Raw genomic sequence first — 20,255 nt, forward strand, 5'->3', positions numbered from 1 at the left:
GTACACCTGCTCTAATAAGTGTTCCAGTTTCTTTATTTATTCTTACTTCGTTAGTATCAGGTACTTGCTTAACGCAAACCACTATTTTCATTATTTTTACCTCCATTTTTTAAGAAATTACATATTCAGACTTATATAGCTTTGATTATGAGAGTACACTTCTTGCAATAACAAGTTTTTGCACTTCATTTGTACCTTCGTAAATTTCAGTTATTTTAGCATCTCTATACATTCTTTCTAAAGGATAATCTTTCATAAATCCATAGCCACCATGTATTTGTAATGCTAAGTTTGTAACGTATCTTGCATTTTCTGAAGCAAATAATTTCGCCATAGCTCCTTCAGTTGAAACATTCTTTCCTTGATCAAATAGCCAAGCAGCTTGATATGTTAAAACTCTTGACGCTTCAATTCTTGTTTTCATATCCGCTAGATACCATTGAATTCCTTGTTGTTTTGCTATTGGTCTTCCAAATTGAACTCTTTCTTTTGCGTACTGAACTGCATGCTCAAAAGCGCCTTCCGCAATACCTAACGCTTGAGCTGCTGCTACTGTTATACGTGCAGCATCAATAGATGATAATGCATATTTAAACCCTTGATTGATTTTACCTAGCATATTTTCCTTTGGTACTCTAACATTTTCGAAAATTAACTCTGCAGTATCTGACCCACAAATACCCATCTTATCTTCGATTTTACCAATCTTAAATCCTGGAGTATCTCTCTCTACAATAAATGTAGTCATTCCTTTTGTCTTCTTTTCAGGCGCTGTCATTGCCATTACAGTATAAATACCAGCTTGACTTCCACCAGTTATAAAGCATTTTGTACCATTTATGATATATGAGTCTCCATCTTCTACAGCTACAGTTTGTACGTTAGAAGCATCAGATCCAGCATTAGGTTCTGTAAGAGCAAAAGCACCTACAACTCCCTCTTCTAACATAGGTCTTAAGTATTTTTCCTTTTGCTCCTTTGTACCATACAAATGTATTATCCATGCTGCACCTTGATGTATTGAATACATTGCTGCAGTAGTAGCACATTTCTTAGCAAGTTCTTCTGTTACGATTGTTTGTGCAAGTTTGTCTAAACCAGCACCACCAAATTCTTTAGGGAACCCTACTCCCGTCAGACCACATTTTGTTAATTTGTCAAAAGTTTCTCTTGGAAATTTATGTGTTCTATCAATTTCTTCTGCTATTGGCTCACAAACTTCTTCTGCAAATTGTCTTGCAACTTTTCTGATCATTTCCTGTTCAGGTGTTAATTGAAAATTCATTATATTACCTCCATTTTTAATAAATATTTAGATGTTTTTATAATGACTAATCCATAAAAGTTTCTCTTTACTAACTCTGTGGATTTAATCATATAGTTTCGTTTTAACAGACTTTAAACAAACTTTGATAGATTTAAATATCTTGTCACATGACTATAAAAGCAATTTACGTGCCACTTTTTTTAATTTGTCTAAACCATTGTAATAGCCCTATCTAACGTTATTTTGTTCGCAATTCGAGTCAATAAAGACTCATACTATGAATAATCCGAGTCTGATTTAACTCGTTTTCATAATTAACTCAATTTAGACTAATTTACTCATTAAACATATAAAATGAATTACAATCTGATTTGAATTATAATAATTCGATTCTTTCTATAAAAATAAGCCCAACAAAATTTTGTTGAGCTTGTTTTTATAAGATTATGCTTTAATAGTCTCTTTTTCAGACTTTTTTATCTCTTTAGAAGAGTCTGGTGTATAATCTGGATCATACTGATTATATTTCTTAAGATTACCCATTACTATAAACAAGCAAGCTATTACTGCTAAAGTAAGTATCGTAGCCGTAAATCCACCTACATTTGATAATGTTTTTATTCCTGTAATACCTGCTAAACTTAACATGATATAAGCAATTGCACCTAATCCAGCTCCCCATATAACTTTCATAAAAATTGGAGCCTCTTGGTTATTTTCATCTATACCTTTTGTACAACAACCTGCTATAGCATTAGTTGTTGAGTCAGCAGCAGTTATAAATGTAATCATTGTTATAAATAAGAAGAAAGGTATTATTATTGAAGCAAGAGGGAATTCTCTTAATATTGCATACCCAACAGCTTCTGGTCCTTGATTATTCAAAATACTTACAAGATCAATTCTTCCAGTCATTTGGAAGTTTATAGCTGTTCCAGAGAATATAGTCATCCAAATTGCTCCAAATATTCCTGGGTAGAAAAAGTTCATTTTTATAACATCTTTTATTGTATATCCTCTAGCAATCCTAGCTAAGAACAATGCAGAAACTGGTGCCCAACTCATCCAGTTAGCCCAATAGAATGTTGTCCACCATGTTGGCCATGGATCTCCTGCAGCTGCTCCTGTAAATAAAATTTTATCAAATAGTCCATTTAAAAATCCGCCAAAACCTTCAACACCAATATTTAAATTGTAAATTGTAGGTCCTACAATAAATAAGAACAACATTATAACGAAATAAACTTTCATATTTAAATCTGATAGAATTCTGATACCTTTGTCTAATCCTGTTGAAGATGATATTATAAATGCTGTTATACCAATAACTGCAATAACACCCCAAACTAATGGACCACTTGGAAGTCCAAAGATTGAATTTACCGCACCACCCATATTAATAATACTTGTTGCCATTGATGATGCAAATCCTAAAGCAAGACAGAACAGACATATAGCATCAATTATTTGGCTAAATGTTTCTCCTTCAATTTTTCCTGTAATAGGAGCTAGTTGAGAACTAACACTAAATGGTTTTTTCATATTATAAAATGCAAAACCAAACATAATAGTAGGGATAGCATAAAGTGCGTATGGAACAAAAGTCCAGTGTAAGAACATAGTTTCCATAGCAAATTTAGCTGCTTCAGCTGAAAATGGTGCAATTCCTAAAGATTCAGGAGGTGCAGATAAGTGATACATTGGTTCTGCAGTACCCCAGAATAATAATCCAGCTGCTAGAGTTGTACATAATGTAATAGCAAACCAGTTTCTTTTATTAATCATTGGTTTTGCATTTGGTCCACCTAATCTTACGTTACCTAAAGGTGAAAAATATATAGCTACTACAGTTACAACTGAAAGGAATGCTGTAAGTGCGTAACCCCATCCAAAATATTTCATAAGCCAATCATTAGCGGCAGTTGCCATAGCTAAGAATCCATCTTGGTCAATAAGGTTATAAATTAGAGCTAATACCATTAAAGAAAATGCAGGAATAAAAGCGATTTTTCTAACTTTTTTAAACATATAATACCTCTCCTTTGTTAGTGAAATTTACAATACCAAATTCTTTATGTTTTATAAACACTCCTTTGATTTTCAAGTATCCCTATGCTATAATTTATTTGGTTGTTTTAACATAAGTATACTTTATGAAGTATAGCCTCTTTGCCATTTAAGCTTTAAGATTTGATTAATCTTAAAATTTAGTTGGCTAGAGGTTATACTTTTTTTTATTTAAATTCAATTACTATACTAAAGCAATCCTGTTTATCTTTAAAAGAATTATTCAGAATAAACTTCAACAACATTCTTTTCTACCAATTCATTGATATTATCTTCAGAATATCCTACTTGTTTTAATATTTCAGCTGTGTTAGCACCTAACATTGGAGCCGAACCATTTACATCTCCTGGAGTTTTACTAAATTTCATTGGGATACCAACTGTTGGCATACGTCCAACCTTTTCTTGATCTACATAAACAATCATTTCACTTGCTTTAGCTTGCTCACTTTCCATAACTTCTGGAATATTCATTACCGCTCCAGCAGGAACTCCATTCTCACCTAGCATTTTTTCTATTTCGAACTTTGGTATAGTCCTTGTAACTTTTTCAATCTCAACTACTAAGTCTTTAAGATTTTCTAATCTACTAGCATTATCTGCAAATCTAGAATCATCTTTTATGTTTTCTAAGTCCATTATATCGCAGAACTTACCCCAATGTTTATCGTTAGTTATTGCCAAAACAACATATCCATCAGCAGCCTCAAATTCACCATATGGTGCAACAGTTGCGTCATGGTTACCATTACGCATTGGAATTGTTCCAAATACTGAGTACTCTAGCATTGGCCAATCATTAAGATAGAATGCACAATCAGACATTGCTACGTCCACACGTAATCCTTTTCCTGTTCTTTCTTTTTCAACCATCGCCATTGCAACAGCATTGAAGAGATTCAATCCAGACCAGTTATCACAAATTGAGTAACCTGGTTTTACTGGAGGGCCATCCGGCCTACCACTACGAGTGGAAATTCCACCACGGGCAGCTGCTATATTGTCATAACACGGTAACTTAGCATGAGGTCCTTCTATACCGAAGCCTGATACTGATCCATAAATAATATTAGGATTAACTTTTATTAACTCTTCATAGCCAAGTCCTAATTTTTCTAATGTACCTACTTTGAAGTTTTCTAATACAACATCACATTCTTTAACCATATCAAGAATGATTTGCTTTCCTTCTTCTTTTCTCATATCTATACTTATGCTTTTTTTGTTTTTGTTAAAAGAAGCATATCCAAGAGCTATATCATTTACAAATGGTGGCCATACTCTTGACTGATCCCCGTATTTATATCTTTCAACTTTCCATACTGTTGCGCCTAAATCACTCATTTGATAAGCACAGAAAACACCAGCTAAAGCTTGAGTAAAATCTAATACTTTTATTCCTTCAAAAGGTTTCTTAAAAGTTTTCATTTCTTTCTCCTTTCTTCATTTCATGAATTGTAATTACCCCCAAAATCAATCTTTATATATTGGTTAAATTACTCCATTCTCACTTAATCCATTAATCTTTTCATCTGTATATCCAAGAATATCTTTGAACATTTCATCGTTGTTTTGACCTAATAATGGTGCACTTTCTATAACATCATCAAATTCATTATCTTGATGGAATTTAGCTGTTTTACCTACCATCTTAATAGGTCCTATCCTTTGGTCATTAACTTCAACAACCATATTTCTAGATTTGATTTGTACATCTTCCATTGCATCTACAACAGTGTTGCATGCTGCTGCTGGTACTTTATACTCCGAACAAACATCAGCAATTTGTTGTTTTGTCAAATCTTTGAACAACTCTACTATTTTTGGTCTTAAGTCATCAAAATAATTCAAGCCTCGTGGTTCCATATCCTTATATTTTGGATCTTCAGCCCATTCAGGTTTTCCAAATCCCAAAGCGAAATTAGCCCATTGTGGATCTGTAGAAACGCCTAAAGTAACATATCCATCTTTACATTCTATTATGTCGTATGGATTTATTTCTGGATGCGCATTACCAGTACGTTTTGGAGTTTTTCCTGCAATTTCATGATAATACATTTTATCTTCTTGCGCTGAGAATAATGCTTCCCACATTGATGTTTCAACCTTTTGTCCTTCGCCTGTTCTTAATACATGGAAGTAAGCAGTTGAAATAGCTGCTGCTAAATATAAACATGAGTATTGATCTGAAATTGGAAATCCAATAACTGTAGGTGCTTCATCTGCAAAACCTGTAAAGTCCATAAACCCTGTTTTAGCTTGCACGATAATATCAAATGCAGGATATTTTTTAAGAGGTCCTTTAGATCCAAAACCAGTTAATGCAGCATATATTAATTTAGGATTGATTTTTTCTAAAACTTCATATCCTAAACCTAGCTCGTCCATCTTTCCGACTCTAAAGTTTTCTACAACAACATCAACATGCTTGATAAGGTCCTTAAAAATTTCTTTACCTTCATCACTTAATAAGTTTAAAGTAATACTCTTTTTACCTCTGTCTAAAAATGTGTGATAAACACTTACTCCTTCCTTATATGGTTCCCAAAAACGAATAGGATCTCCTGTCTTAGGTCTTTCAACTTTTATAACCTCAGCACCATAGTCAGCTAAAGTCATTGTTGAATAGCCATTAAGTGTAGTAAGGTCTAATACTTTTAATCCTTTTAATGGTTTCATTAAAGATACTCCTTTCAATAATTTAATTCTCATAACACTAAACGATTTCAAATCCCTTAATCTTATGTCAAAATTTTAACTATAACTTCTTTCCTTGAATTAGTACACTTTTCTATAAAGCAATTAGTATGCCAATCAATAACTTATTCTGCCAACTATGTAAAAACACATGTTACACAGTTTTTTTATTACTAATTTATATTTAATGAGTCCAAAAAGACTCGAATTTAACTTATCCGAGTCTTTTTGGACTCATTTTCTGATTATTCTAATTAATTTATCTTCCTTTATTATCTTCGGATAATTATTAGTCACTAATTTTTCGCCATTTAGCTCCTTACCAAAATCTTCATTGAGCCATTGTTTTATAGATATTGTTAAAATAATCATTACAGGAATTAATGGAACAGATGCTAATATCGTTGAAGATATAACAACTTCTAATCCTCCAATCACAATTAATGCCACTGCAAAAATTGCAATAACAATTGCCCAAAATACTCTATGCCATCGTGCGGGTTGTTCATTTCCACTAATATTATAAGAACACACAGATGCAATAGTATACGCAGATGAGTCAAGAGTCGTTGCTAAAAAAATAAAACAGAGTATTGTATATAGAATTAATACCAACTTAGGTAATGGCAAACTGCTCATAACTGCGATATTTGCTGCTGGACCGCCCTGTTCATTTAATATTGTGGAAACGGGGATTACATTATTTATTTCCAAATATAATGAATATCCACCCATAATTGCATAAAATGCAACACAGCCTAAAGGTCCATAAACACATTCCGCAATTATAACTTCTTTAATAGTTCTTCCTTTAGAAATCCGTGCTACAAAAAGTCCCATTGTAGGCGCAAAAGCAATCCACCATGCCCAGTAAAAAGCTGTCCACGATTCGGTAAAACCTCCTTTTGCTACGGGATCAGTCCATAAACTCATTCTAAAAAAATTGCTAAATAGTAATCCAGCACTATTTACTGTTGATGAAATGATAAATAATGTTGGACCTACAATAAGAATAAATATTAATAAACCTAATCCTAAAAAAATATTTATATCACTAAGTACCCTTATTCCTTTTGTTAATCCTTTATATACGCTAACACCAAATAACAATGTCCAAATAATGAGCACCATTATTTTCAACAAAAATGTATCTTCAAAGCCAAATAAGTTATTGAAGAGTGCTGAAATAAGTGGTACCCCTAAACCCAACGATGTACCAACTCCCCCTACAATTCCAATGACAACAAATATGTCTACAATTTTTCCTATCCATCCATCCATTCTTTCCCCTAAAACTCCCTTACATGCAACGCTAACACGTAAAAATGGATGTTTTCTTACATAAACTGAATAAGCTATTGGTATCGTTGCAATAGCAAATATTGCCCATGCACTAGGCCCAAAATGAAATGGTCCGTAAGCGTGTGCCCATTCTACCGCCATTACTGAATTAGGTTCTACTCCTAATGGAGGATCTTTTAGAAAAATAATCGGTTCCTTAATAGATAAAGCCATAATACTAATTCCAATTCCCCCACAGAATATCATAGAAATATAACTAAACCACGAAAATTCAGGTTCATCTTCTGAGTTCCCAAGTTTCACATTGCCAAATCTTCCAAAGGCAAGCCATATAACAATTAGAAAACACACTAGTATAATCACTAGGTATAGCCAACTAAATTTTGAAGTAACAAAAACATACGCATCATGAATTATCATCTCCCCAATCTGAGGAAAGAATATTGTAGGTACTGCCACTGCTAATATTAGTATAAGTGCCGGAAAGAAAATTTTTGGATCAATAGGACTAGAATTTTTACTTTTGTTCATTTTAAAACTCCTTTCAATAATATTAAATAGTCAGTAATGACTCAATGCCCTTTAGCAAATATAAAAGCAAAATTCATGCCACTATATCTTAACGATATTTGGATACAAAAATAAAAGACATAGCCCGTACTATGTCTTTTCAAAATTCTTCGGTTTTATTTTTTATCACTTAACTCATCTATCTTTCTATCTCAAACTTCCATGGTCCTCTCTTGATAGTAATTATTGAATCTATATACAAATCAAACTTTTTTAAACCTTCTTTATTTAAACTTATGTCAACAACTTTTAATGCTCCTACCATATTTTCATCATCATCTTCCCCAAAATTACCACTCCAACTTTGATAGATTGGTTCATCAAATGCTTTAATACCTGGTGCAAGCATTATTGAGTACATACTCTCATCTAAATATTCATCATACCCAGTATCAAAATATATTTTCACACTTTCTCCTGGTATAGTATTTATTCTTTCTATTTTATTTATTTTTAGTTTATAATCATTAAAGTCTAAGATATAATCTTCATATTCCAATGATTCTCCTACCTCTGGTAGCTTAATTCTAAATTTTTTATCAATATTGTATTTCATCTTTATATAAGGAATAACTAACTTGAATTTATTACTAACAGATTCTGTTATATCAAAGTGAAATTCTGATAATGGAGGTGTATAGGAGCCTACTCCTTTTCCTTTTACTAGATTTCCATAGTCATCGTAAAGTGCAATTCTTTCATTTAATATTCCTTTATATTTAAATCTATCCTGATTAAAACTGAAATCTGGTGATAATGCATACTGATCAATCATTTGTCCCTGAATCTTTGGTGAAGCTAAATTTATTGTCAAGTCATTATCATCAAAGGATGGTATAGCTGTTACAGAAATATCATTTACCTCAGTTGTAGGCCCAATCTCAGAATAATCTTCAAAACTTGGAGCTTTAATTAAAGTAACTGGTATATTTACTTTATCTTCAGTTCCTATAATTACTTCAATAGTATCTCCTTCTTTGTAAAGGAACCTACTTTTAATATTTTTCTCATTAACATCAGACCAATTGTTATAACTAGCATTCCAATCATTGCCACCTGAAAACATAGAGCCGCTTTTTAAATTATAAACTTGCCCATTTCTAAACTTAACTAACATGTTAATTGATTTATATCCATTCTCTTCACTAAAAATTTTCTCATCATTCCCTCTAGCATTTACAAATATATAATTATCGTCATTTTGTACAATAACAGACATTAACTCAATCTTCATTCCATCTTGGTTTATCGATATAGGTTTTTCCAACACATACCTTTCAGAGGATTCCTCTGAGTCCATCACAGTATTTATTCCTGGAATATAATTTAATGGCTTTTTAAGCACTGCTATTACTTCATTTGGATAAGCTACAAAGAGTAACCCAAAAATTATCAATATAGCCGCTGCAATTTTTGAAAATTTCATTCTTCTCCTAGATTTCTTTCTTTTATTTATATATTTAGTCTCTTCTTTTTTATCTTCCTTTACATTAAGTTTCTCAATAACATTTTTCTTTATATTTTCTAGTTGTATATCATCTAACATCTCTTCTTCATTAATATCTTCTTTATCAAAAACATCTAAATATTTTTCATCAATATAATCTGTTAATTCATCCATCATATTGAACATCTCTTTCTCATGAAGTTTTTTATTATTCATTTAAACTACCTCCAATCCTTTGAGTTTAGTTCGCATTCTAAATAATCTGTTATCAACCGCTTGCCTGGTCAATCCTTTTTTCTTAGCAATATCTTTGATGTCCTCATAATAAAAATATCTTCTAATGAATATTTCTCTATCTAATTTATTGAATTTATTTAAGTTAGTTAAAATAGTATTCATTTCTTCTTTTAATAAAATCTTTTTCTCAACTGAATTTTCTCCTATATTTTTATTTAAATAAACAAGATTTTCTTCTATACTAATCTTATTTTCAGCCTTTGAAAGCTTCCTTCTGTAATCTAAAGCTTTGTATTTGGTTTTTATAAGTATCCATGTTTTAAAACTACCACGTGATTTACTAAAATCATCTATATCATTCCATACCGATACAAACACATCACTAACACATTCTTCAATATCCTCCTTGCTTGCTAATCCATTTAAAATCCTATATGCAAGAGCGTATACAAACTTTCCATATTCATTCATTATCTGTTCAAGTGCTGAAGCATCTTTGTTTCTTATAGCTTCAATACACATATCTATATCCATTATTTCCACCTCTTTCAGTTAAAAATATTTCACTTTATAAAAGTTCACTGACCCTACATTAATTACTACGTCATGAATTATTATTTTCTTTCAAACAAAAAATATTTTATAACAAAAAAATTCCAAAGGAAATCTATCTCCTATGGAACTAAAATAATTTAATTTTCCGCCACAACATCTTCATTTTTAACAACATTATTAGCCATTCCATAATAGTATGCGCTTACAGCTACTAAGGACAAGAATATCCCACTAATAAGAAATAATAATCCCATACCTGATCCATACTCAGTTCCAACTAAACCTCCAAAAATATTTGAAAATGAAGAATTTTCAGCCATCAAAGGTTCAAAAACTTTATCTGCTAAAATACCTGATAACAACATAGCAACTGGAGTAATTCCACGACTTAACATGCCTCCTATTGCAAAAACTCTTCCTTGCATATTCATAGGTACATTGGTGTGTAAAAATTTTCTATTAAATGAACTAGCAGTAATTGCGCAAAAATATATTCCAAAGTTAGCTATTGCCCATGTTGCTGAAACTTTTGTAACAGCCATCAATATAAAGCTAAACCCAAGTAATGTAACAGGAAAAAATATTGAAAACCATGGATTTTTAGGACCTTTCCATCCCATTAATAAAAAGCCACTGAATAACGCACCTACAGAACCTAATCCTTCCACAATCCCTAATATCATTTCATTGTTTGACGTTTTTGCCATAATCATAGGTATCAGTAATATTCCTCCTAGAGTCATAAAAAAGTTTATTATAAGAATTGAGCTTATTAATATTAAAAGAACTTTATTTTTATATATGTATCTAAATCCGTCTACTGATTCACTTAAAATACTAGATTTTTTCCTTTTTGATTCTCTTGATTTATTGGATATTATTGCTGGCATATGTATAAATAATAATAAAGATACTGCAATTAGAAATGTTAAAATATCTATAATAAATATTCCTGTTTTTCCTATTAATATTAAAAGAAATGGCGCTAGTAGAGGTGCGAAAATATTAGCAAAGCTATTTGCAATTGATTGCATAGAGTTGGCCTTAAGATATTTATCTTTAGAAACCAAAGTAGGTATAGAAGTAGTAAAAGCAGGTTCTTGAAATGTAGAGCATGTTCCATTTATTATTGCCATGATGTAAATATGTATTAATTCAACTTTGTTTGAAGCAAATAAAAATAACAGTATAATAGTAGGCAAAACTGCAATAATATCACTGATTATCATAATATACTTTTTATTATACCTATCTGTAATTGCTCCTGCTATAGGACTTAACAAAATTACTGGTAATGTTGCAAAAAGTGTATATATAGCCACAGGTGATGCTATTCCCTCTTTTTTTACTAACCATACCATAACTGAGAATAAGGTCATCCTGCTCCCAAATCTAGAGATTAATTGACCTATCCATAGTATCGGAAAACTTCCCATACCAGTAAAAATAGTATCTTTTTTACATTCATTATTTCTTTCTGACATAATGGTCCCCCCTAAAAATACAACTTCCCCTGTGTAACTTATAACTATATAAATTTTACCCCATTTTGAATATATATTCACTATTTTTTATAATTATTAGTATTTTTTTACAACTACACCTAAAAAAATAGTGTGCTATTAAAAGCACACTTTATATTATACAATATTCTTTATAATATTACATCAAGATATTCCATTTTATGAAGACAAAATATCTTTGCATTGTGAGTCGTCAACTATGCTTTGTGAACAAACAAATTCTTCTTCTTTATTTAGTTCTTTTTTTATTGATACTGCAAATATTGCAGTGACAATAATAGTAAAGAAGTCTGCAACTGTTTGTGCATAAATTACTCCATTCAAATTAAATATCTTAGGCATTATTAAAATAGCTGGTATAAGAAATATTCCTTGCCTAGACATTGATAGAATCAATGATCCTATTCCTTTTCCTAATGCTACATGTAGAATCCCATAAACATTTTGAAATCCAAAGCTTGGAAATAGAATACAAATAGCTCTTAATGCACTAGCACCTATTGTAATAACTTCTTGATCATTACTAAAAATAGTCATTATTGGTTTTGCAAAAATTATAAATATTATTGCTATACTAGTTGAAAATATAGTAGTAAACTTTAATGATATACTTACTGCTTCATGTAATCTCTTGAATTTTTTAGCACCATAGTTGAATCCAGCTAAAGGCTGAAATCCTTGAGAATAACCAAATATCACAAACATACCTAACGAAACTATTCTAAGCACTATTCCCATAGAAGCTACTGCAGAATCTCCATATGGTGCTGCCGCTCTATTTATAAGCCCTATAGATAAGCTTGACAATGCCTGTCTTGCAAATGTCGGAATACCTATTTTCATTATCTGACCATAAAGATTTTTTGTAATAGTAATATATTTAATAGATACTTTTACATAACTCTTTCCTCTTAAAAAATAAGAAACTAAAAATAAAAATGATATGCCTTGAGCCAATACAGTAGCTACCGCTGCTCCACTTATTCCCATATCAAACACAAACATGAATAAAGGATCTAGTACAATATTCAAGATTGCACCTAAACTCATTCCAATCATACTATACATAGGATTTCCTTCTGCTCTAATTATATTGTTTTGAGTCATATTCATTACAGTAAATGTTGAACCAAAAATCAATATACTTGTGTAATTTTTAGCATACACTAATATAGTATCTGTAGAACCAAAAGCTTTTAATAATGGCTCTAAAAATGTCAAGCCTAAAATAGTAAACAAAATTCCCACAGCTAAACTAGTAAAAAAAGTTGTAGATGCAACTCTATCTGCTGTTTTCTTATTTTTTTCACCCAATAGTCTTGAAATATATGAACCGCCCCCCATTCCAAAGGTAAGTCCTACTCCACCAATTAACATAAATATTGGAAAAGCAACTGATACCGCTCCAATTGCACTAGTATTATCTAACATCCCAACAAAAGCTGTATCGACAACATTATATATCGCATTTATCATCATTCCAATAATTGCGGGTACTGCTAATTTAAACAAAGCCTTCGAAACCTTCTCTTCCCCTAACAATTTAGCTCTACTATTCTTTTCCATACTTTCTCCCCCGATTATTATAGTTGTAAGGTTTAAAGTTGTATTTTATTTCATTCTGACTTATACTTTTATTTTAGATATTATTTCAAACCATATCCTTATCTATAAAAAGTATCTATTAGCCTAAACAAAAATTCAACATTATCCTCTTTTAAGTAAGAGTTATTTTTTGATAAATGAATTAATAAATTAAATAATGAATAAGCCATTTTATCATCCATTTCTCTAAACTGTGAAAAGCTTCTTTTCTCTCTTAAATCATTTATTAGTTGGAACAACATATTCATTGTTCTATCTTTAATATCTTCTATAATAATTCTGTCCTTCTCATCAAAATTACCTTTATTAAAAAATTCTCTACCTACACCTTTTCTAATACTACTGTCTACACCAACTTCTCGTAGAAAATTTCTAATTTTTTTTTCAGTCTCTACCTCTTCTCTCATAATATTATTTAATTTATAAAAGGTGCCTGACCAACTTTTTTGAAATGATTTTATAAATAAATCCTTTTTATTTGGATAATAATTATAAAGCGTCCCTACAGCTATTCCAACTTTACTTGATATCATTTTCATATCTACCTTAGCAAATCCATACTCCCCAAATAATTCTATAGCTGAAGTTAAAATGTTTTTTTCAATATCTTTTATTAACTTTGGCATTACTATCTCCTTTTATGAATTGTCATTCATTTTAAATGAATTTGAATTCATTTTATCAGAATATACCCTAAAAGTCAAAAATACATATCTTTTAAGTTGTGGAAAAAGTTTACTTGTCCACACATTTTTAAAAGTTATGCACATAAATCACAGGTTTATTCACAGAATAGTGTGAATTATTCAGACTATTTTGAAGTTATCCACAATTGAAGACAATTGACGGTATACTCTACTGTCCATTGAGCACTGTCAACTGTCAACTGAAAAAGGGTATCCTTTAAAGAGCATTGTGCACTGAAATAAGTTATCCCCTAATTCAAAACATCCATCCCCATTATAATTTCTTTTATCTTTTCTCTATTCTCTTCTAAATGAATAGTTGTAAGTCTTTGTGGCTTTATTGATGGCGCTATATCTACTGCCTCTAAAAAATCTTCCTTTCGTATCTTTAGAGATTTTGTGTATTGCCAAAAGCCGGTATTAGTTAAAAGATTATCTATTAGCTCTACATTATTATCTTGTATTTTGCTTATTATATAAGTTGCAATTCCTACCTGAACACCATGAAGATATGGTTCTTTTAACACTTTATCCAAAGCATGTGAAATCAAATGTTCACTTCCACTAGAAGGTGCCGAACTACCGCTAATTTCCATAGCTATCCCATTCATTATAAGGCAATCTACTAAATTTTGAATGAAAAAAACCTCTTTTATTGTTTTGTAAGGTAAATCCAAGAATGAATTTACAGCCTTTCTTGAAATCATAACAGCAAAATCATCTACTCTATCTCTACCATTTCTTTCTTCAAATTTCCAATCCCATAAAGCTGTCAGATTAGATATTAAATCACCAATTCCTGAATAAATGAATTTATCAGGTGCAGTTTTTATAACATTAGTATCTACAATTATTCCATAAGGAATCTTTGCAGGCACAGTAGTTCTTCTACCATTCACATACAAAGATGCCACAGGGCTACTAAACCCATCATTTGATGTAGAAGTAGGAACACAAATAAAAGGTAGTTTTCTTAAAAAAGCCATATATTTTACTGAATCTATAACCTTCCCTCCACCAACAGCAAGAAAAGCATCTACATCCTTTGATATTGAAAATGCTTTTTCTGAAATACTACATTGATCCATTTCACTCAAAACATATCTAATATAATGAATATTTTCCCCTATTAATACCTTATCTACTTTTTCTCCAAATAAATTGAAAATTATTTCATCATAAAAAAGTCCTATATTTCTAAAGCCTTCCCTTTTAAGTAAATATCCCAACTTTCCAATACTATTAGGCCCAGATTCAAGAATTGACGGAATTGATATTTTATGTGATTTAGACTTCATCACTAACTCCTTTCTCTCCACTCAATAATATTCTTTATTCTTTCAAAATTTTCAAATGGATAAAATTCTATACCATTTTGTTCAAATAGAGGTACAAGTCTTCCCCTTGCAAAACGAGCATCGCACACCAAACTAGGTTCAAAATCAGGCTCACTATCTCCTGCATAATAAAGGAAGTCATATTTTGTTTTTAGGTGTTTCACAACTTTCTTCTTATCAAGACCATATCTTTCTGAATAAAACTGATTCGTTGGATCTAAATCAAAGTGTAATCCTTTCTCTTTAAAAATTGCCTTGTTTGAATATACTGTTATATCATTGATCCCTATATGTTCTAAAATTATATTGATGTAGTAGGAACTTCCTGCGCTCAATATTACAAAATCTCCATTCCTCTTATTAATAAATTGAACAAACTCCTTTAGAAACGGATCTATTTCCATACTTTTTATATCTTCATTAATTTCTTCTTCTGTCCTACCAATATTTTCAAACACATACCCTAAAAACTCTATGTCTTTAATTTTTTGATTTCTCCACCTTTGATACTGTTCATTTCCTTTTTCTTTAAGATAATTTTCTATTATATACCAGTAAAAATCTTTATGAGTTATTGTTCCATCAAAATCCGATATAAATACAAAATCTTTTTTCATACCTTCCCATCCTCTGCCATAAATTCTTTATATTATCTTCTTCACACTATATACTTTGCCAAAATCCTAATCATTATTCTAAATAAAAAAAAAGCCCCTATAATAGTTGCTTATATATACTTTATATAAGATATACCTATTTTTAGAAGGCCTTACTCATTCTATATTTTCACGTTTTCCTTTTCTACTTTAACAACTTTAAATCCTTTATCGGAAATATAAACTCCAAGGAGTATAAGCAGACAACCACCAATCATAATTACATTAACTTTTTCATGAAGTAGTACAACTGAAGCTATCATGGTTATTAATGGAATAAGGTATATATAGTTATTTGCCTTTACAACCCCAAGTATACTAACCGCTTTATTCCAAAACACAAAACACATAGCTGAAGCTCCTAATCCCAAAAAAATAATATTTAGAACTAAATTTAGACTAATGCTATTAACTACTTTTAAATCAGAACCTAGTATTAATGACATTGGAATATTTGCTAACAATCCATAAAAAAATGTTTTTCTTACTACATATATTTGATTATATTCTTTATTTACTTTTTTAAGTAAAACAGAATATATTGCCCAGAATACTGCAGCCATCAAAGCAAAAACATCTCCAATAGGATTTAACTTTAACACAAATTTTCCATTAAAAATTACAAGGAATATTCCTAACATGGCTACAGTGAATCCTATTAAAAATTTCTTTTCAAACTTCTCATCTTCAGTAAAAAAATGAGCTAGCAATGCAGTAAATATTGGTGCCGTAGATAATAATAAACCTACATTAGACGCTAGTGTATACTTAAGTGCTGTATTTTCAACAAAAAAATACAGTGTGACTCCGCTAAGACCCATACTTAAAAATAGCAATTCCTCTTTCAAACTTTTTATTTTGTGAAACTTTGGATATATAATAATCAATGCAATATAAGCTATTAGAAATCTATAAAATAGAATCTCTACAGGTGTTAATTCTTTTAAAATAATTTTAGTTGATATAAATGTAGTCCCCCAAATAAATACTGTGATTAATGCCATAATATGTCCAATTGATTCCTTTTTTTTCATTAATTTGCCCCCTACTTTTCATTAATCTATTTATTTTTAATAATAATATTACTATCAGCTAAATTGAAAATATTCTTTTCTTATATTATCAAGAAAATCTTCAAATTCTTTTTTTTCTTTTCCTTCTAGCTTAGCAGAGTACATATTTATCATCAAATCATGAATTATGTAATCTTCACTTATATCTACAAATCCTTTATCTTTTGTCCATGTTACTGTACTTCCTTCACCTCGAGAAACCATTCCAGATACCACATGAATATTATCAATTATTACTGTTATATATCTATCATTCTTCTCTTCTAAATATGTTTCAATTCTCCTATGAGGAATTAATTCTTTATAGCTATTTTTTTTTCCAAAATAAATACCATTCAAAACTTTACCCTTTGCTAAAGCATTATCTATGGATTTTGATATTTCTTTTAATTCGTCTTCCCATATGGACAAACAAACACTTTTTTCAGCATTATTTATCAATGTACTTATGAACTCAATAATTTTTTTTCTTCCCTTTATAACAATTAACTTATTCTCTTCATCTTTCTCTGAGTACATTTTAGTGGCAAAATCATTAATATTATCTAATGCTTTCGTAAAGTCAGATTTTAATTTATTCACTAATAATTTAGGCTCCAAAGGATAATAAACACTACTTTTTTCTTCTTTTTGCTCAAAAACTACTTGCTTATCTTTTAAATTTTTCAAAACTTCATAAATTCTAGACCTTGGAATACCAGAGTTTTTACTCAATGTATACCCGTTTACAGGATAGTTTTCTAATAGTTTCAAATAAGCTTTTGATTCATATTCATTTAAACCCAACTTTTTCATATCTTCAATAATTTTATTGTCAAAACTCATTTAATAATCTCCTTATAACATCAAAATATAAGTATACTACCATAATTAAAATAACATCTTTATATTGATAATGCAAAAAAAGTTATTAGCACTGATCCAATTACAGGAACAAATATTCCACCTTTAAACCATGAATAAATAATTGCAAATGCTAAACCCGCTAAACTTGCTAAAGGCACTCCTGGTGTAGCTGAAAAAGCCCCCGGAATTATCAATGCTCCTAAAGCCGTATAAGGCACATAATTTAAAAACTTACGCAATTTAGGTGGTATATTATCCTCAGAAATAATAATGAAAGGAAGCAACCTTGGAATATAAGTTACCAACATCATTCCTAAAATAATCCAAATAATATTATTCATTCCCACTACCCCCTTCTTTATCAAAAATAATCATACCAATAGTAGATGATACTAAAATCGCTATTATAATATTCCACCCTCCAGGTAAAATATTAATAAAATTAAGAAGAGAATTTATCCCTCCTGATAATAATGCTAATATCCCAACCTTATAAGATTTCCTTACTTCAGGTACCAATATAGCAATAAACAATGCATAAAGAGAAATTCCCATACTCATACTTAATATTTCAGGCATAATTCCCCCTAAAATATACCCTGCTAATGTTCCTAAAACCCAGGAAGAATAAGCACTAAACTGAATTCCTAATATAAATCCTTTCGTTAATTCATTTTTTTCAAATGAAAGCACAGAGAATACTTCGTCTGTATTACAAAATGCTATGATAGGAAAGTATTTTTTTAAATCCTTTGAAATCTTCGTTACTAATGAAGCACTCATAATAAAATGCCTAAAATTAACTAGTAAAGTTGCTAAAACAATTTCCCCAATCCCAGCACCAATAGCTATTAAATTCAATGCCATAAATTGACTAGCCCCAGCAAATACAAATAAAGAAAATAAAAAACTTTGAAACATACTAATCCCTACTGTTTTAGATAATATTCCAAAAGCAAGCGCAACAGGTAAATACCCCATAACTATTGGTATGCCTCTTTTTATTCCTTCTTTATAACCATTATTACTTACATATGCATTTTCCATTTTAAGCCCCCCCCTTGTAATTCAACTCACAATGCATAGTTCTCAGTGCATTGTATTAAAGATTTTCTGAAAGCAAATCATCCTATACTGTCAACTGTACATCGTCAACTATAAACTATAAATTCCGAATTTTAATCTTCTTAATTTATCATAGTGACTACTATAATAACTACTATAATTTATTATTAACTTAAAGTCAATACATAAAAAAATACAAACCCAGAAGACTAAAAATCTTCTGGGTTTGTGTGAGTATTTAAAAGCTAAGCTACATAGGCTAATTTTTGAAATTCCTTTTCATTGAAGGTTCTAGTACAAATGCATATACTAATTCTTTACTTCCAATAGATACTGGACCACAATATACTTCAACTTCTTTTATTTCACCAGTTGGTAATCTATGATTAGTATGTGAAATAGGCAATTTTTGTTTTCTTGCAATGCCAAGCTTTTTTTGTAATAGTTCCTTTGATATAGAACTTATATCTTTTACATTTAATGATAACATCTCACTTCTTGAACATCCATAAAATATTTCAGCACCTTTATTTGCATTAATTATTTCCCCATCATCTGGATCAATTACTAAAAATGAAATATCTTCATTATCATTTATATTATCATATAAGTCAAGTATATGATTTAATTCCAAATTATCGTCAATATTCATATTGAAATAACTCTCCATTGATAAACCAGTTCCAACATTTATAAGTAGCAAATATATTGTAAATATAATTAATGTACCAAACACTATCTTAGCATTTATAGTATTATTTAAGAATACCATTATACCGGTTACCATAAGTAATACTAATAAAGAACCGTAGAATATATATGTTTTTTTGAAAACATTCAATTTAGAATAATTATTGTACTCCATATGTACCTCCTTTTGTTTGGCTAATATTTAATATATTATTTAATTATATTATAATATTAATTAACTTTTCAGTCAATACATCCATTAAAAACAATTTAATATTTTGTTTAATTTAATTAATTTTAAAATTCAAATAATTCATATATATAACTAAAAGTTACTCAACTTCATTAAGAAGTTATATGCAAAAAAATACAATGAGTTCTATTCAATATAAACTCATTGTATCTATTAACCTTACATTTATTAATTTTCATATTTCTTAACTAATGCAATGTTTTCTTTATCAGTTTTATATAAATTACTTTCTACATTATAAGTTTTTTGTTTATAATAAATAATATAGAGGGCAGCCCATATTCATATGCACTGCCCTCTATATCATTCTTGAGTTAGAAAAGGTATACGCTATTTAATAAGCAACTATCGTGCCAACCTAAAATTCCTTGTAAATACC

17 protein-coding genes and 1 pseudogene are annotated in these 20,255 nt (G+C 30.1%); all 18 read right to left on the reverse strand.

The window, feature by feature from the left end; all coding sequences use genetic code 11:
• A pseudogene (locus tag ACQ3F0_RS23480) lies at window positions 1–91 on the reverse strand (electron transfer flavoprotein subunit beta); the annotation flags it as partial.
• Between the two features lie 54 nt (window positions 92–145).
• Window positions 146–1,285, reverse strand: a complete 1,140-nt coding sequence (locus ACQ3F0_RS23485) for an acyl-CoA dehydrogenase (protein ID WP_428868229.1) — start codon at window positions 1,283–1,285, stop codon at window positions 146–148.
• A 426-nt stretch (window positions 1,286–1,711) separates the two neighbouring features.
• The gene (locus tag ACQ3F0_RS23490; protein ID WP_428868230.1) at window positions 1,712–3,295 is read right to left on the reverse strand and encodes a BCCT family transporter; all 1,584 of its coding nucleotides are present in this window, start codon (window positions 3,293–3,295) and stop codon (window positions 1,712–1,714) included.
• A gap of 258 nt (window positions 3,296–3,553) precedes the next feature.
• On the reverse strand, window positions 3,554–4,762 hold the full coding sequence (locus ACQ3F0_RS23495) for a CaiB/BaiF CoA transferase family protein (protein WP_428868231.1): 1,209 nt from the start codon (window positions 4,760–4,762) through the stop codon (window positions 3,554–3,556).
• Between the two features lie 63 nt (window positions 4,763–4,825).
• Window positions 4,826–6,013 (reverse strand): CaiB/BaiF CoA transferase family protein, encoded by a 1,188-nt coding sequence (locus tag ACQ3F0_RS23500; RefSeq protein ID WP_428868232.1) that lies wholly within the window; start codon window positions 6,011–6,013, stop codon window positions 4,826–4,828.
• A gap of 252 nt (window positions 6,014–6,265) precedes the next feature.
• The gene (locus tag ACQ3F0_RS23505) at window positions 6,266–7,864 is read right to left on the reverse strand and encodes a BCCT family transporter (protein WP_428868233.1); all 1,599 of its coding nucleotides are present in this window, start codon (window positions 7,862–7,864) and stop codon (window positions 6,266–6,268) included.
• A 178-nt stretch (window positions 7,865–8,042) separates the two neighbouring features.
• Window positions 8,043–9,566, reverse strand: a complete 1,524-nt coding sequence (locus tag ACQ3F0_RS23510) for a hypothetical protein (protein WP_428868234.1) — start codon at window positions 9,564–9,566, stop codon at window positions 8,043–8,045.
• On the reverse strand, window positions 9,567–10,121 hold the full coding sequence (locus ACQ3F0_RS23515) for a sigma-70 family RNA polymerase sigma factor (protein ID WP_428868235.1): 555 nt from the start codon (window positions 10,119–10,121) through the stop codon (window positions 9,567–9,569).
• A 158-nt stretch (window positions 10,122–10,279) separates the two neighbouring features.
• The gene (locus ACQ3F0_RS23520) at window positions 10,280–11,626 is read right to left on the reverse strand and encodes an MFS transporter (RefSeq protein ID WP_428868236.1); all 1,347 of its coding nucleotides are present in this window, start codon (window positions 11,624–11,626) and stop codon (window positions 10,280–10,282) included.
• Between the two features lie 198 nt (window positions 11,627–11,824).
• Window positions 11,825–13,231: an MATE family efflux transporter gene (locus ACQ3F0_RS23525; RefSeq protein ID WP_428868237.1), complete on the reverse strand. Its 1,407-nt coding sequence runs from the start codon at window positions 13,229–13,231 to the stop codon at window positions 11,825–11,827.
• A 98-nt stretch (window positions 13,232–13,329) separates the two neighbouring features.
• Window positions 13,330–13,896 (reverse strand): TetR/AcrR family transcriptional regulator, encoded by a 567-nt coding sequence (locus tag ACQ3F0_RS23530; RefSeq protein ID WP_428868238.1) that lies wholly within the window; start codon window positions 13,894–13,896, stop codon window positions 13,330–13,332.
• 311 nt (window positions 13,897–14,207) lie between these two features.
• On the reverse strand, window positions 14,208–15,254 hold the full coding sequence (locus ACQ3F0_RS23535; RefSeq protein ID WP_428868239.1) for an iron-containing alcohol dehydrogenase family protein: 1,047 nt from the start codon (window positions 15,252–15,254) through the stop codon (window positions 14,208–14,210).
• 2 nt (window positions 15,255–15,256) lie between these two features.
• Window positions 15,257–15,910 (reverse strand): MtnX-like HAD-IB family phosphatase, encoded by a 654-nt coding sequence (locus ACQ3F0_RS23540; protein WP_428868240.1) that lies wholly within the window; start codon window positions 15,908–15,910, stop codon window positions 15,257–15,259.
• A gap of 161 nt (window positions 15,911–16,071) precedes the next feature.
• Window positions 16,072–16,983 (reverse strand): DMT family transporter, encoded by a 912-nt coding sequence (locus ACQ3F0_RS23545; RefSeq protein ID WP_428868241.1) that lies wholly within the window; start codon window positions 16,981–16,983, stop codon window positions 16,072–16,074.
• Window positions 16,984–17,037: 54 nt separating this feature from the next.
• Complete coding sequence (locus ACQ3F0_RS23550; protein ID WP_428868242.1) at window positions 17,038–17,847, reverse strand: TrmB family transcriptional regulator; 810 nt, start codon at window positions 17,845–17,847, stop codon at window positions 17,038–17,040.
• 59 nt (window positions 17,848–17,906) lie between these two features.
• Window positions 17,907–18,209, reverse strand: coding sequence for an AzlD domain-containing protein (locus tag ACQ3F0_RS23555; protein ID WP_428868243.1), 303 nt, complete (start codon window positions 18,207–18,209; stop codon window positions 17,907–17,909).
• Window positions 18,202–18,915 carry an AzlC family ABC transporter permease gene (locus ACQ3F0_RS23560; protein ID WP_428868244.1) on the reverse strand — a complete coding sequence of 238 codons (714 nt, stop codon included), beginning with the start codon at window positions 18,913–18,915 and terminating at the stop codon, window positions 18,202–18,204. Before ACQ3F0_RS23560 ends, ACQ3F0_RS23555 begins: the two co-directional genes overlap by 8 nt.
• A 277-nt stretch (window positions 18,916–19,192) precedes the next feature.
• On the reverse strand, window positions 19,193–19,798 hold the full coding sequence (locus ACQ3F0_RS23565) for a PAS domain S-box protein (protein WP_428868245.1): 606 nt from the start codon (window positions 19,796–19,798) through the stop codon (window positions 19,193–19,195).
• Window positions 19,799–20,255: the final 457 nt, after the last annotated feature.

The organism is Clostridium sediminicola, assembly GCF_050402865.1.
Classification (GTDB): domain Bacteria; phylum Bacillota; class Clostridia; order Clostridiales; family Clostridiaceae; genus Clostridium_AF; species Clostridium_AF sediminicola.

What these genes read in the sequence shown, in the direction of transcription:
- ACQ3F0_RS23485 (WP_428868229.1), bottom strand. Translation starts at nt 1,285, where the DNA reads ATGAATTTTCAATTAACACCTGAACAGGAAATGATCAGAAAAGTTGCA.
- ACQ3F0_RS23490 (WP_428868230.1), bottom strand. Translation starts at nt 3,295, where the DNA reads ATGTTTAAAAAAGTTAGAAAAATCGCTTTTATTCCTGCATTTTCTTTA.
- ACQ3F0_RS23495 (WP_428868231.1), bottom strand. Translation starts at nt 4,762, where the DNA reads ATGAAAACTTTTAAGAAACCTTTTGAAGGAATAAAAGTATTAGATTTT.
- ACQ3F0_RS23500 (WP_428868232.1), bottom strand. Translation starts at nt 6,013, where the DNA reads ATGAAACCATTAAAAGGATTAAAAGTATTAGACCTTACTACACTTAAT.
- ACQ3F0_RS23505 (WP_428868233.1), bottom strand. Translation starts at nt 7,864, where the DNA reads ATGAACAAAAGTAAAAATTCTAGTCCTATTGATCCAAAAATTTTCTTT.
- ACQ3F0_RS23510 (WP_428868234.1), bottom strand. Translation starts at nt 9,566, where the DNA reads ATGAATAATAAAAAACTTCATGAGAAAGAGATGTTCAATATGATGGAT.
- ACQ3F0_RS23515 (WP_428868235.1), bottom strand. Translation starts at nt 10,121, where the DNA reads ATGGATATAGATATGTGTATTGAAGCTATAAGAAACAAAGATGCTTCA.
- ACQ3F0_RS23520 (WP_428868236.1), bottom strand. Translation starts at nt 11,626, where the DNA reads ATGTCAGAAAGAAATAATGAATGTAAAAAAGATACTATTTTTACTGGT.
- ACQ3F0_RS23525 (WP_428868237.1), bottom strand. Translation starts at nt 13,231, where the DNA reads ATGGAAAAGAATAGTAGAGCTAAATTGTTAGGGGAAGAGAAGGTTTCG.
- ACQ3F0_RS23530 (WP_428868238.1), bottom strand. Translation starts at nt 13,896, where the DNA reads ATGCCAAAGTTAATAAAAGATATTGAAAAAAACATTTTAACTTCAGCT.
- ACQ3F0_RS23535 (WP_428868239.1), bottom strand. Translation starts at nt 15,254, where the DNA reads ATGAAGTCTAAATCACATAAAATATCAATTCCGTCAATTCTTGAATCT.
- ACQ3F0_RS23540 (WP_428868240.1), bottom strand. Translation starts at nt 15,910, where the DNA reads ATGAAAAAAGATTTTGTATTTATATCGGATTTTGATGGAACAATAACT.
- ACQ3F0_RS23545 (WP_428868241.1), bottom strand. Translation starts at nt 16,983, where the DNA reads ATGAAAAAAAAGGAATCAATTGGACATATTATGGCATTAATCACAGTA.
- ACQ3F0_RS23550 (WP_428868242.1), bottom strand. Translation starts at nt 17,847, where the DNA reads ATGAGTTTTGACAATAAAATTATTGAAGATATGAAAAAGTTGGGTTTA.
- ACQ3F0_RS23555 (WP_428868243.1), bottom strand. Translation starts at nt 18,209, where the DNA reads ATGAATAATATTATTTGGATTATTTTAGGAATGATGTTGGTAACTTAT.
- ACQ3F0_RS23560 (WP_428868244.1), bottom strand. Translation starts at nt 18,915, where the DNA reads ATGGAAAATGCATATGTAAGTAATAATGGTTATAAAGAAGGAATAAAA.
- ACQ3F0_RS23565 (WP_428868245.1), bottom strand. Translation starts at nt 19,798, where the DNA reads ATGGAGTACAATAATTATTCTAAATTGAATGTTTTCAAAAAAACATAT.